This window comes from Mesorhizobium newzealandense (assembly GCF_042682145.1).
Lineage (GTDB): Bacteria > Pseudomonadota > Alphaproteobacteria > Rhizobiales > Rhizobiaceae > Mesorhizobium > Mesorhizobium newzealandense.
In genome coordinates, this window is sequence record NZ_JBHUGZ010000030.1 from 122,142 (window position 1) to 134,502 (window position 12,361).

Annotated in this window: 12 protein-coding genes; 6 read left to right on the forward strand and 6 right to left on the reverse strand. The window is 64.1% G+C overall.

Annotated elements, in window-relative coordinates:
* Window positions 1-35: 35 nt before the first annotated feature.
* Both ACFSOZ_RS34670 and ACFSOZ_RS34675 read right to left on the reverse strand, forming a co-directional pair.
* A complete protein-coding gene (locus ACFSOZ_RS34670; RefSeq protein WP_379105681.1) occupies window positions 36-425 on the reverse strand; it encodes a hypothetical protein in 390 nt (129 codons plus the stop codon).
* 152 nt (window positions 426-577) lie between these two features.
* Window positions 578-1,078, reverse strand: coding sequence for a hypothetical protein (locus ACFSOZ_RS34675; RefSeq protein WP_379105683.1), 501 nt, complete (start codon window positions 1,076-1,078; stop codon window positions 578-580).
* 178 nt (window positions 1,079-1,256) lie between these two features.
* Here ACFSOZ_RS34675 and ACFSOZ_RS34680 point away from each other — a divergent pair, with 178 nt between their 5' ends.
* The 3 genes from ACFSOZ_RS34680 (at window position 1,257) to ACFSOZ_RS34690 (ending at window position 4,423) form a co-directional block, all read left to right on the forward strand.
* Window positions 1,257-2,231 (forward strand): L-threonylcarbamoyladenylate synthase, encoded by a 975-nt coding sequence (locus ACFSOZ_RS34680; protein WP_379105685.1) that lies wholly within the window; start codon window positions 1,257-1,259, stop codon window positions 2,229-2,231.
* Window positions 2,232-2,240: 9 nt separating this feature from the next.
* A complete protein-coding gene (locus ACFSOZ_RS34685) occupies window positions 2,241-3,671 on the forward strand; it encodes an FAD-binding oxidoreductase (protein ID WP_379105687.1) in 1,431 nt (476 codons plus the stop codon).
* A 185-nt stretch (window positions 3,672-3,856) separates the two neighbouring features.
* Entirely contained in the window at window positions 3,857-4,423 is a 567-nt protein-coding gene (locus ACFSOZ_RS34690) for a DUF6101 family protein (RefSeq protein ID WP_379105689.1), read from the forward strand.
* Window positions 4,424-4,460: 37 nt separating this feature from the next.
* Here the strand turns inward: ACFSOZ_RS34690 and ubiA are convergent, their stop codons facing one another.
* Both ubiA and ACFSOZ_RS34700 read right to left on the reverse strand, forming a co-directional pair.
* Window positions 4,461-5,444, reverse strand: a complete 984-nt coding sequence (ubiA, locus tag ACFSOZ_RS34695; protein ID WP_379105691.1) for a 4-hydroxybenzoate octaprenyltransferase — start codon at window positions 5,442-5,444, stop codon at window positions 4,461-4,463.
* Between the two features lie 31 nt (window positions 5,445-5,475).
* On the reverse strand, window positions 5,476-6,402 hold the full coding sequence (locus ACFSOZ_RS34700; RefSeq protein WP_379105693.1) for a LysR family transcriptional regulator: 927 nt from the start codon (window positions 6,400-6,402) through the stop codon (window positions 5,476-5,478).
* A gap of 88 nt (window positions 6,403-6,490) precedes the next feature.
* On the opposite strand from ACFSOZ_RS34700, the gene ACFSOZ_RS34705 reads away from it, so the two are divergent.
* Together ACFSOZ_RS34705 and purD are read left to right on the forward strand one after the other, a co-directional pair.
* The gene (locus ACFSOZ_RS34705; protein WP_379105695.1) at window positions 6,491-7,327 is read left to right on the forward strand and encodes a phytanoyl-CoA dioxygenase family protein; all 837 of its coding nucleotides are present in this window, start codon (window positions 6,491-6,493) and stop codon (window positions 7,325-7,327) included.
* A gap of 157 nt (window positions 7,328-7,484) precedes the next feature.
* On the forward strand, window positions 7,485-8,762 hold the full coding sequence (gene purD / locus ACFSOZ_RS34710) for a phosphoribosylamine--glycine ligase (protein WP_379105697.1): 1,278 nt from the start codon (window positions 7,485-7,487) through the stop codon (window positions 8,760-8,762).
* Between the two features lie 120 nt (window positions 8,763-8,882).
* On the opposite strand, the gene ACFSOZ_RS34715 is transcribed toward purD, so the two are convergent.
* Together ACFSOZ_RS34715 and ACFSOZ_RS34720 are read right to left on the reverse strand one after the other, a co-directional pair.
* Window positions 8,883-10,049 (reverse strand): glycoside hydrolase family 25 protein, encoded by a 1,167-nt coding sequence (locus ACFSOZ_RS34715; protein ID WP_379105699.1) that lies wholly within the window; start codon window positions 10,047-10,049, stop codon window positions 8,883-8,885.
* Window positions 10,050-10,130: 81 nt separating this feature from the next.
* Window positions 10,131-10,367 (reverse strand): hypothetical protein, encoded by a 237-nt coding sequence (locus tag ACFSOZ_RS34720; protein ID WP_379105701.1) that lies wholly within the window; start codon window positions 10,365-10,367, stop codon window positions 10,131-10,133.
* Window positions 10,368-10,581: 214 nt separating this feature from the next.
* Between ACFSOZ_RS34720 and ACFSOZ_RS34725 the strand changes: the two genes are divergently transcribed.
* Window positions 10,582-12,351, forward strand: a complete 1,770-nt coding sequence (locus ACFSOZ_RS34725) for an acyl-CoA dehydrogenase (protein WP_379105703.1) — start codon at window positions 10,582-10,584, stop codon at window positions 12,349-12,351.
* The last annotated feature ends 10 nt before the right edge of the window (window positions 12,352-12,361 follow it).

Consider the following 12,361-nt stretch of genomic DNA (forward strand, 5'->3'; position numbering starts at 1 on the left):
AGCGCGCCGCCCTTTTCTGTCAGATGCTAGTCTTCTCAGTTTTCCAGAATGCTGACGCGCACGCTGTTTTCGTAGACGTCGACCTGGATCAGCGGCTCGCCGTTGACGATGGCGCGCTTGGTCGAGGAACTCATCGCGCCGGAGCGCTGCAGCATGCGTTGCAAATCGGCGCGCTGGTCATTGGTCCTGAACCAGCCATCACCCTCGTCGTCGCTGTCGCGACGGTGGAATTTGTGCCAGTTGGCGCGATCCTGCCGCACCATCTGCGCCGCGCTGTCCAGCGCATAGCCGTCACTTGCTTGATGATCCCGATCGGAAATGCGCGCGACATAGGATCCCAGCATGTCATCGGCATGAGCCGCGCCGGGGCCAAGCAATGATGCCAGCAGAAGTCCAGCCGCGGTGACAGTTCTGAATGTTCTCATGATCAACCCCCTTTGAACGATGAAATCCCGTCTGCCAGAGCCGCTAGACGCATTTCAGGCGCTGGCGTTCCAGCGGCGACGACAAACTGGAGCGGAATTCGCCCGGCAATGGTGCGCCGGGCACCAGATCGCAGTCAAGCCGCGCCGTCGGGCTACTTGGCTTTGCCGGACGCGGGCATGTGTTGAACTGCTGACTGCGCGGGCGCGTTCGGTGGAGAGGCCGATTTTGTCCCGGCGTCTCCTGCAGGGGCGGCGGAGGCAGTGGCCGTTGCCGGCGCGGTGCCCGTTGCAGGCGCGGTGCCCGTCGCCGGCGCGGCGGCTTTCGCAGGTGCAGCGGTTGGCGTCGGCGCCGAGAAGGCGGGACCGACGACGCCGCCGCGAATGACCATGGGATTCTGCTCAAAGCCATGGCTGGCCTCGGGCTTGTCCGGGATCGCTGCCACCTTCTCATCGGTGACGTCGGGCGGTGTTTCGCCGAGCCCTACCACCGATTGCACGGCCTTGGCGGTGTCGGCGGTCTTCAGCGGTTTGGCGGCATCGAGCCTGATGATGGATGGTGTCGAGGACGGCGCACCGGGAAAAACCAGCGACGACGCCTGTGCCCCGCCGGTCACCACCGCAAGAACAGTCCCCAGCAGGATACGCACAGACACGATGATCGCTCCCCCTTGCCCAGAAGCCGCCCAGTAGCGGGCCGGAATTGATGCCGGCTTTCGCGGAAACATAGCATTTTAGGGATTGATAAATCGCCAATGCCCCAACTTGCCTAACAGCCGACTTGCCCAACAGCCGCCATCGTACTACGCAGCCGGCATCTGCGAGGTGACGAGAGTGGCTGAAATACTTGCCGTCGGCGAGGCGTTGGAGCGGGCGCTGGCGCTGCTCCGGGGCGGCGATGTCGTCGCCATCCCGACGGAAACCGTCTACGGGCTTGCCGGCGACGCCACCAACGGCATCGGTGTGGCACGCATTTTCGAAGCCAAGGGGCGGCCGCGCTTCAACCCCCTGATCGCCCATGTCGCCGACATGGCGATGGCCGAACGCATCGCACTGTTTGATCCGCTGTCGAAGAAACTGGCGCTGGCGTTCTGGCCTGGGCCGCTGACGCTGGTGCTGCCGCAGCGGCCCGGCAACGGCATCCATCCGCTGGTCACGGCCGGGCTTGATACGATTGCCTCGCGCATGCCAAGGGGCTTTGGCGGCGATCTCATCGCCAGGCTCGGCCGCCCGCTTGCCGCGCCCAGCGCCAATTCATCCGGCAAGATCAGCGCGACGACAGCACAGGCGGTGGCGGGGGATCTCGGCGCCAGGATCAAACTTGTGGTCGATGGGGGGGCGACACCGGTCGGACTGGAATCGACCATCGTCAAGGCCGAAGGGGAAAGATTGCGGCTGCTCCGGCCCGGCGGCATTGCCGCCGAAGACATCGAGGCGGCTATCGGCATGAAGCTCTTGCGTGGCGGTGCCACCGGCGTCGAGGCGCCGGGCATGCTTGCCTCGCACTATGCGCCGGGTGCTGCAATGCGGCTCAATGCGGGGACAGTCGGTGAGGGCGAAGCCTTGCTCGGCTTCGGCAGCCGGCGAGCCGAAGGCTGGCGTCGCGCCGCCGCTTTCCTCAACTTGTCCGAAGCCGCTGACCTGCGCGAAGCGGCGAGCAATCTTTTCGCCTATATGCAGGATCTCGATCGCAGCGGCGCGCGGACGATCGCCGTCGAGCCAGTTCCGTTCGACGGGCTTGGCGAGGCGATCAACGATCGGCTCTCGCGTGCTGCCGCACCTCGTGACAACACACAGCCCGCAACATAGTTTTCCCACATGACCGAAATCTCAGAAAAACTCGACCCCGCTCTCATCGATCGCTTTGCAGCGATCGTCGGCGACAAATATGCATTGCGCGACGAGCAGGATATCGCGCCTTACCTTACGGAGCGGCGCGGGCTCTGGCATGGCGCCACATCGCTGGTGCTGCGGCCGGGCAGCGTTGACGAGGTCAGCCAGATCATGCGGCTGGCGACCGGGACGGGAACGCCGATCGTGCCGCAGAGCGGCAACACCGGGCTGGTCGGCGCCCAGGTGCCGGACAGGTCCGGCCGCGAGATCGTGCTGTCGCTGTCGCGGCTGAACCGCATCCGCGAGATCGATGTCCTGTCCAACACGGTGACGGTCGAGGCCGGGGTCATCCTGCAGACGCTGCAGGAAGCGGCGGATGCCGCCGGCCGGCTGTTTCCGCTGTCGCTGGCCGCGCAAGGCTCCTGCCAGATCGGCGGCAATCTGTCGTCCAATGCAGGCGGCACCGGCGTGCTTGCCTATGGCAATGCGCGCGAACTCTGCCTCGGTGTCGAAGTTGTGCTGCCGACCGGCGAGGTGTTCGACGATTTGCGCAAGCTGAAGAAGGACAACACCGGCTACGACCTGAAGAACCTGTTCGTCGGCGCCGAGGGCACGCTCGGCGTCATTACCGCCGCCGTGCTCAAGCTGTTTCCGAAGCCGAAGGGTCGCGAGGTCGCGTTCGTCGGCCTGTCATCGCCTGAGGCCGCGCTTTCCCTGTTCAGCCTGGCAATGGACCGCGCCGGAGCGGCACTCACCGCCTTCGAGCTGATCGGCAGGCGGCCATACGACTTCACCCTGGCGCATGCCCAGGGAGTGGTGCGGCCGCTGATTGAGGATTGGCCGTGGTATGTGCTGATGCAGATTTCGTCCGGCCGTTCATCGGAGGATTCGAGAGCGTTGATCGAGGACGTGCTCTCGGCAGGCCTTGAACAGGAATTCGTCGGCGATGCCGTCATCGCGGCAAGCCTTGACCAAGGGGACGCCTTCTGGAATTTCCGCGAGGTGCTCCCCGAAGCGCAGAAACCGGAGGGCGCCTCGATCAAGCACGACATTTCCGTGCCGGTGGCAATGATCCCGCGCTTCATCGATGAGGCCGCCGGTGCCGTGGCGTCGGTGAGTGCCGGCGCCCGCGTGGTCTGCTTCGGCCATATGGGCGACGGCAATCTCCACTATAACATCTCGCGGCCTGTCGACGGCGACGACGAGGCGTTTCTCGCTCTCTATCACACCATGAACAAGGCGGTGCACGACGTGGTGCGCAGCCTGCACGGGTCGATCTCGGCCGAGCACGGCATCGGCCAGTTGAAGCGCGACGAACTGATCGCCACCGCGCCGCCGGTGGCGATCGACCTGATGCGCAGGGTGAAGGCTGCCTTCGACCCGGCCGGTATCATGAATCCCGGTAAGGTTATCTGATCCTTTCAACATCTTGTTGCTGGTGGCATTCCGATAACCATCCCTGAGATCAGCAAAATTTAACCGACTTTCTTAAGCGGGGCGGTAAGGAGCCCACGCTACTGTCTGCTCACAAGCGAGGCTGGAACAACCGGCCCGGAGAGAACCGGACACCGGCTCTCAGGAGACAGACAGGAAGGCACTCTATGAACACCGGACTGAAGCCAGTCTGGGCGGGACGCAACATGCGTCTCGACCCATTCCGCCTGCCGCAGGTGGTAAGCTACGCCACACGCGACAACTATGGCGACGTGACCTTCACCATCGACCAGCGTGGCGCTGTGATCCGCCGCATGCTCGAGATGAGCGGCTTGCCGGCGATCATCGCGCTGCCCGCCAATGCGTTTCGCGGCGTTGCCGCCCGTGCGATGGAGGATCCGGACGGCAACGTGACAGTGACCCTGGAACTCCTGCACAACGATCCGATGCTGTCGGTGCCGCTGCTGGTGGCCGATGATCTAGAAGACGTCGCCGCCGACTGGCGCGCCTGGGCCGACGCCTACCGTCTGCCGATGCTGCTGATCGAATCGGACGGCGTTGCCCGTACCCTGGAAGAATCGCTCGGCGCCGCCATCAAGACGCTGCCGCCGCAGGCTCGTCGCAAGGGCCGCGTTTCGAACATGCGCCGCCCGCGCTTCCTCGCTCGCCGCAGGGCCGGCGACCTTGGTCTCAGGCTGGTCATCGACGGCCAGGAGATCATTTCGCGAGACTGAGCATGATCCTTTGGGACATGCTCGAAAAGCGAAGCCGCTAAACCAGCGGCTTCAGCGCCACCCACACAGCACCGCCGATCAGGCCCAGGAAGATCAGCCAGCCGACCTGGTTGTTCGATCGGAACAGCCGCAGGCACTGGTCCGGATTGTCGATATCCAGCACGGCGATCTGCCGGGCCATATGAGCGCCGGCGGCGATCAGTCCGGCCAGCGCCGGCACCGGAGCCTGGGCTGACGCGAAGGCGATGGCGAAGCAGATCAGCGTGCCGCCATAAAGCCCTGCCAGCCATGATTTGGTGCTGTCGCCGAACAGGCGTGCCGTCGAGCGCACGCCGACAATGGCGTCATCTTCCTTGTCCTGGTGCGCATAGATCGTGTCGTAGCCGATCACCCACAGGATCGAACCGATATAGAGCATGATGGCCGGCCCATCGAGATCGCCGAACTCGACCGCCCATCCCATCAGCGCACCCCAGGAAAAAGCAAGCCCGAGTACCAGTTGCGGCCAGTTGGTTATCCGCTTCATGAACGGATAGACGGCGACGATGGCCAGCGAACAGATGCCGAGCAGAATGGCGAAGCTGTTGAACTGTATGAGCACCACCAGACCAACCAGCGCCTGCAGCACAAGAAACACCCATGCCCGCCGGCGCGTGGCCTTGCCCGATGGCAGCGGCCGCGAGCGCGTCCGCTCGACCTTGTTGTCGATGTCCTCGTCGACCAGATCGTTGTAGGTGCAGCCGGCGCCGCGCATGGCGATGGCGCCGATCAGGAACAGCACGAGATACAATGGCGCCGGCAGCAGCGATAGCAGCGGATCGCCGGGACGCGGATAGGCGCTCGCCGCAAGTGCCGCCGACCACCAGCATGGCCACAGGAGCAATTGCCAGCCGATCGGCCTGTCCCACCGCGCAAGCTGCGCATAGGGCCATATCGAGCGCGGCAGCACGCGGTAGACCCAATGGCCGTTCGGCGCATCGGCGACACGGCCCTGGGCCGCTTTCGACTGGATAGGTTCCATCGTGCTGGATTGGCAGCAGACTGGAAGGCCGTCAAGCAGTCTCGCTTGCGGACGCGAAGATGTCATGGGAGTCGAACCAACCCTTGGCCACGTCGATGAACGCCAGCGCCGCATTCGATACGCGCTGGTGCGTGTCATAGGTGAGCAGGATCCGCTGCTTGGGCAGCGGATCCGACAGCGGTTTGCAGATCAGCGGCAGGCCGTCATAGCTGCGGTCGCCATGCGGGCGGGTGTAGCTGACGGCGACGCCGAAGCCGTTTGCCACCATGCTACGCTGGAGTTCGAACGAACTCGTCGTTGTGTCGGCCACCGGAGAGAGGCCACGGCTGCGAAAAAGGTCGAGCATATGTTGCCAGCTGTGCGGCTGGTCTGTCGTAATCAGCGGATAGGCGGCTAGATCCGCAAGGCTGACCTCGGAACGATCCGCCAGGGCATGGCCGGCCGGCAACAGCGCGTGCGGCCGAAGTTCGCGCAGCAGGATGCGGGCGAAATGTGTAGGCAGGCTGAGATCATAGGTGAGGCCGAGATCGATGGCGGCATCGCTGAGCCGCCGCCCGAGCGTCTCGAACGTCTCGTCGCGAACGACGATTTTCACGGCCGGATAGCGTTCGGAGAAGGCGCGGATCAGGGCCGGTGCGAAGAACGGGGCCAGGTCCTCGAAACACCCCAGCACCAGTTCACCGCCGACAGCCGATTTGCTTGAGCCGAGGCCGACGAGTTCGTCCGTTTCGGTGAGAACCTGTCTTGCCTTCGCCACGACAGCGCGGCCGAAGGATGTCGGCGACACGCCGCTTCCCCGCTGGCGGACGAACAGTTTCTGGCCGAAATTCTTTTCGACAGCGTCGATCGCCACCGAAATCGAAGGCTGCGAGACGTTCAGCATCTTCGCGGCGCCAGTGACGCTGCCATGGCGCGCAACGGCGACCAGATAACGCAGTTGCGTGAGGGTTACATTCATAGGATAATCCTATGCACCAAATGAGAAGTTATTATTTTACTGAATGAAAGAGCGTTGCGATAGTCGGTTCTTCCAAGAGGAGAACGCCATGGCTTCCCAGATCGACACCCAGACAATCGACACCCAGACAATCGACACTCAGGTCATCGACGCAAGGACGATCGCCGACTATCAGCGCGACGGTGCCGTCTGCATCCGTGGCGCCTTCAAGGGCTGGGTCGACACGATTGCCGCCGGCATCGAGCGCAACATGCAGAACCGTAGCGCCACCGCGTCCGATATCGCCAATGGCCGCGGCAGCTTCTTCGATGACTATTGCAACTGGGAGCGCATTCCCGAATTCGTCAGCGTGGTGCGGGACTCGCCGGCCGCCGAACTGGCGGCAGCGGTGATGCAGTCGCGCACCGCGCAGTTCTTCCACGATCACGTGCTGGTCAAGGAACCCGGGACGCAGAAGCCGACGCCCTGGCATCAGGACATCCCCTACTACTTCGTCGATGGCCAGCAGACGGTAAGCTTCTGGATTCCCATCGATCCGGTGAAAGAGGCGACTCTGCGCCTGATCGCCGGCTCGCACAAATGGGACAAGATGATCCTGCCGGTACGCTGGCTCGACGACAGCAATTTCTATGCCGGCGAGGGCGACTATCTGCCGGTGCCCGATCCCGACAAGGACCCTGGGATGAAGGTTCTCGAATGGGAAATGGAGCCGGGCGACGCCATCCTGTTCGACTTCAGGACCGCGCATGGCGCGCGTGGCAACATGACCTCGGCACGGCGTCGGGCGCTGTCATTGCGCTGGGTCGGTGACGATGCGCGATATGTCGAGCGGCCGGGGCGCACGTCGCCACCCTACCATGGCCACGGCATGCAGCCGGGACAGAGGCTGCGCGAGGACTGGTTTCCGGTCGTCTTCCAGGGCTGAGCGACAGCCTGAACACCGGCGCCGATATCCGCCCCCGGTGTCCTGCAGGGGTAACGTTCCCGTGCGCAATTCCGATCAAAGCGCCCTGATGCCTTGACCCGTCGTCCAGAGAGCAATAGCGGGTGCTCTGCAGGATTATAGGCATCAAGAGGTGGCCATGAACGTTCTTCTTCTCGGCTCCGGTGGCCGCGAACATGCGCTGGCCTGGAAGATCGCCGCATCGCCGCTGCTGACCAGGCTCTATGCGGCTCCTGGTAATCCGGGTATCGGCGGCGAGGCCGAGCTGGTGAAGCTGGACATTGCCGATCACGCCGCAATTGCCGCCTTCTGCGGGGACAAGAAAATCGACATCGTCGTGGTCGGCCCGGAGGGGCCATTGGTCGCCGGCATTGCCGACGATCTGCGTGCGCAAGGCATTCGCGTCTTCGGACCCTCCAAGGCTGCCGCCCGGCTGGAAGGCTCAAAAGGGTTCACCAAGGATCTCTGCGCCAGATACGACATCCCGACCGCCGCCTATGGCCGTTTCGGTGATCTGGCGTCCGCCAAAGCCTATGTCGAAAAGACAGGCGCGCCGATCGTCATCAAGGCCGATGGCCTGGCCGCCGGCAAGGGAGTCACCGTCGCCATGACGCTCGGCGAGGCACAGGCAGCACTCGACGCCTGTTTCGACGGTTCCTTCGGCGCCGCCGGCGCGGAAGTGGTGGTCGAGGAATTCATGACCGGCGAGGAGGCAAGTTTCTTCTGCCTCTGCGACGGCACCACGGCGCTGGCCTTCGGTACTGCGCAGGACCACAAGCGCGTCGGCGATGGCGATGTCGGCCCCAACACCGGCGGCATGGGCGCCTATTCGCCGGCACCGGTGATGACGGCGGAAATGGTCGAGCGCACGATGCGCGAGATCATCGAGCCAACCATGCGTGGCATGGCCGAGTTGGGCGCGCCTTTTGCCGGCATTCTCTTCGCCGGACTGATGATCACCGACAAGGGGCCGAAGCTGATCGAGTACAACACCCGTTTCGGCGATCCGGAATGCCAGGTGCTGATGATGCGCCTGAAGGACGATCTGCTGGTCCTGCTCAATGCCGCCACCGACGGCCAGCTTGCGCACAGCTCGGTGCGCTGGCGCGACGAGGCGGCACTCACCGTGGTGATGGCGGCCAGGGGCTATCCCGGCACGCCGGAAAAGGGATCGGTCATCCGCGGCGTCGAAGACGCGGCGGGCGACGGCGTCCAGATCTTCCATGCCGGTACCGCCATCAATGGCGGCGCCCTGGTTGCCAATGGCGGCCGCGTCCTCAACGTCACGGCATCAGGTGCTACGGTCGGCGAGGCGCAGAGACGCGCCTATGACGCGCTCGACCTGATCGATTGGCCGGATGGATTCTGCCGCCGCGATATTGGCTGGCAGGCCGTGGCGCGCGAGCAGGCAAACTGAAAGTCCGGAACGCTAATGCATGTCGCCCAAAAGTGACCTCGGTTTTGGGAGAACGACATGCATGAAAACAAGGACCTAAAGCGCATCGCCTGAATCCGGTCAAACGGGATGCGCTTTGGTCTATCGCAAGCCGCGATCGATCTCGGTCGAAGCGGTGCTGAGCGGATCGGCCGCGGCAAAGGCGGCGTCGAGTTGTGCGGGCGAACGCTGGTCGGTCCGCTTCCAGGCGACATATTGGACAATACCGAAGCCCGGCCGTCGCGGCACCGTCTTCACGACAGGCATGCGGAAGCCGTCGCGGAATCTCGTCCAGCGTGTGCCCAGCGCCGCGACCATGTCCTCGAACGTCGGTGGCGCCGCCAACGAGGCGTAGGTGATGGTGAAGTTGCCGGCGAGGCCGGCTTCGCGTGAGACCGGCAGCGGTATCGAAGCGAGATAGTCAGGCGGCACGTCGATGAGCCCACCGAACGGCCATTGCGCGCGCAGCGTGGCGGCGTCCGTCGGAGCGACATTGACGTCGATGTCCTTGGGCGTGCCGGCGACCCTGTAAGGGCAGCGGAGCCGGCCGCAATTGGCTTGCGCCGAAAACTGCCACAGCGCGTAGCCCTGCCAGTTGCCCATCGGAAAATGCACGTCGATGTCGGACTTGTAGCGAGCATACCAGAGCGGCAGCCGCGACAGGAGCCGGTATCTGTAGCTGTTGTCGGCAATGTACTGGGCCGTCTTGCCATTGACGTAGAGCACCGGGAAGCGGCCGATGCGCCGATGCACCTGGCGCACGAACTCCTCGGCATCGTCGAGCGACATCCACTGTGTCGGGTCGTTGCCCTCGATATCGAGAGCCAGCAGATCGTCCGGCGCGGGTTCGGCGAAATCGAGGAAGTTGTTGGCCTGTTCGACCGGATTGCCGGGGCGGGCGAGGTGATAGGCGCCCCATTTCAGGCCGAGTGCCTTGGCGACCACCTTGCGCGTCTGGAACAGTTCGCGTGTCACCGCGTGGCGTTTCCAAAGCGCCTTGCAGAGTTTCACCTCGGTGTCGTCGCCGGAACAGAAATATGGCGGCGGCACGCCGTCGGATGCCTTGTTGATGAAGCCGACGATCCGCTTGTCGGTGGCGAGTTGGGCCCAGTCGATGGAATTGTATTCGTAGGCGTCGATGACCAGGGCGCGGTCAGCATTCTTCCAGGGCTCGGAGAAATCCGAGGACTTTGCCACCGTCGACAGCGTCATCGTCGCCGCAAAAGCGAGAAGCGCTGTGCGGCGAAGGAGGCGCGCCGTCCTTTTCAAACAGGGAATCCCCGTTGACCAAGGTAAAATCCTGGACCGTCATGGTTAAGGAATTGCTTATGCAGGCTGGCGCCGGCAAAGCTACCGCCGAATGAGCGGCCGAAACTCGAATGGGTCGGGCGCCGGCTCTTGCGGCAGCGTGCCTTCGGCTGCGCGTTTACGGTGGTGGGCGAGAGAGCATTGCGGCGAGCACAATATGCCGCGATCCGACCAATAGGCGGCGCCGTCTTCCAATCTGCCCTGATGGTAGCAGAACCCTGCCGCGCGATAGGGCAGGCCGCATTCGATGCAGCGATAGGCGTCGGGTCTGGCAAGCATGGGTGGTTCCGGTTCGCTGGTTCTGATCTGTCGTCGCTCGGCTTGATCCGGCGCTAACCCGAATCTAATACGCGCCGGCGCGATTGCAAAATCCGCGTGACAAAGTTTGACGTTTACGTAAAAAGAAGGTGGGAGACCGCTCAAAAGGCGGATGGTTTTGCGGCAGTGCGGGTCCTACGATCGATGGGCCGATGCACCAGGAGGAGCGAGCGGCATGTATCGGGCACCGGTCGAGGATATCGCTTTCACGCTCAAGCACGTGGCCGGCATGAAGTCGGCCCTTGATGCGGGCACCTTCGGCGATCTCGGCGAGGATCTGGTCGATGCCGTTCTCGGCGAGGCCGGCCGTTTCGCCACCGACGAGGTCGCGCCGCTCTACAAGATCGGCGATGAGCAGGGTGCGGTGCTGAAGGACGCTGCCGTCACCACGCCGCCCGGCTGGAAGGAACTCTATCGCCGCTGGATCGACGGCGGCTGGAACGCCCTGTCCGGGCCCGAGGCGTATGGCGGCCAAGCGTTGCCGACCATGCTCGGCGTTGCCGCGCTCGAAATGTGGAACTCCGCCGCCATGGCCTTCGGCATCGGCCCGACGCTGACCATGGGCGCGGTCGAGGCACTCGACAAACACGCCTCTGAAGAACTCAAGGCGAAATATCTCGAAAAGCTCGTCTCCGGCGAATGGATGGGCACGATGAACCTGACCGAGCCGCAGGCCGGCTCGGACCTCAATGCCTTGCGCGCCCGCGCCGAGCCAGCGGGTGACGGCACCTACCGCATCTTCGGCCAGAAGATCTTCATCACCTATGGCGAGCACGATTTCACCGACAACATCATCCATCTGGTTCTGGCGCGGCTGCCCGATGCGCCGGCCGGCACGCGCGGCATATCGCTGTTCCTGGTGCCGAAATTCCTGGTCGGCGACGATGGATCGCTGGGCGCGCGCAACGATGTCTTCTGCTCGGGCCTGGAGCACAAGCTCGGCATCCATGCCTCGCCGACCTGCACCATGATCTATGGCGACGGCTTCGGGGGCGCTGCGCCCGGCGCCATCGGCTGGCTGATCGGTGAGGAGAACAAGGGCCTCGCCTGCATGTTCACCATGATGAACAACGCCCGCCTTGCCGTCGGCATGCAGGGCGTCGCGGTCGCGGAAGCCGCGACGCAAAAGGCGATCGCCTATGCCAATGAGCGCCGCCAGGGCAAGGCGGCAAGCTACGCTGGCGCCGGCATGGCGCCGATCGTCCGTCATCCCGATGTGCAGCGCAATCTCCTGACCATGAAGGCGCTGACGCAAACGGCGCGCGCCATCAGCTATTGCTGCGCGCATGCCATCGACCTGGCGCGTGTATCTACCGGTGACGAGGCGGCCCATTGGCGCGATCGCGCCAATCTGTTGACGCCGCTGGCCAAGGCTTTTTCGACCGATGTCGGTGTCGAGGTTGCCTCGCTCGGCCTCCAGGTGCATGGCGGCATGGGCTTCATCGAGGAGACGGGCGCGGCCGCCCTCTATCGCGATGCGCGCATCGCCCCGATCTACGAGGGCACCAACGGCATCCAGGCCATCGATCTGGTGATGCGCAAGCTGCCGCTCGGCGGCGGCGAACATGTCTATGGCTACATCGTCGAACTTGCCGCGGTCGCCAATGCCGTGCGGATCTCCAATCTGCAGGGTTTCGGCCGCACCGCCGATGCCCTCGACGAGGCGCTTGCCGAGTTGACGCACGCGACCCGCTTCCTGCAAAAACTGTCGGCCGATGGCCAGTCGGACGAGGCGCTGGCCGGTGCTACGCCCTATCTCAGGCTGATCTCGCTTGCTGCCGGCGGCGCCTATCTGGCGCAGGGCGCTCTTGCCGATCCGGGCCGCATCGCGCTTTGCCGCTTCTTCGCCGAAAACCTGCTCGGTGAGGCACGTGCGCTGAAGGATCGCATCATCGGTGGCGCCGAAAGCCTGGCCGCTGCTGGCAAGGCGCTCATCTCTGCCTGACGTTCACAAG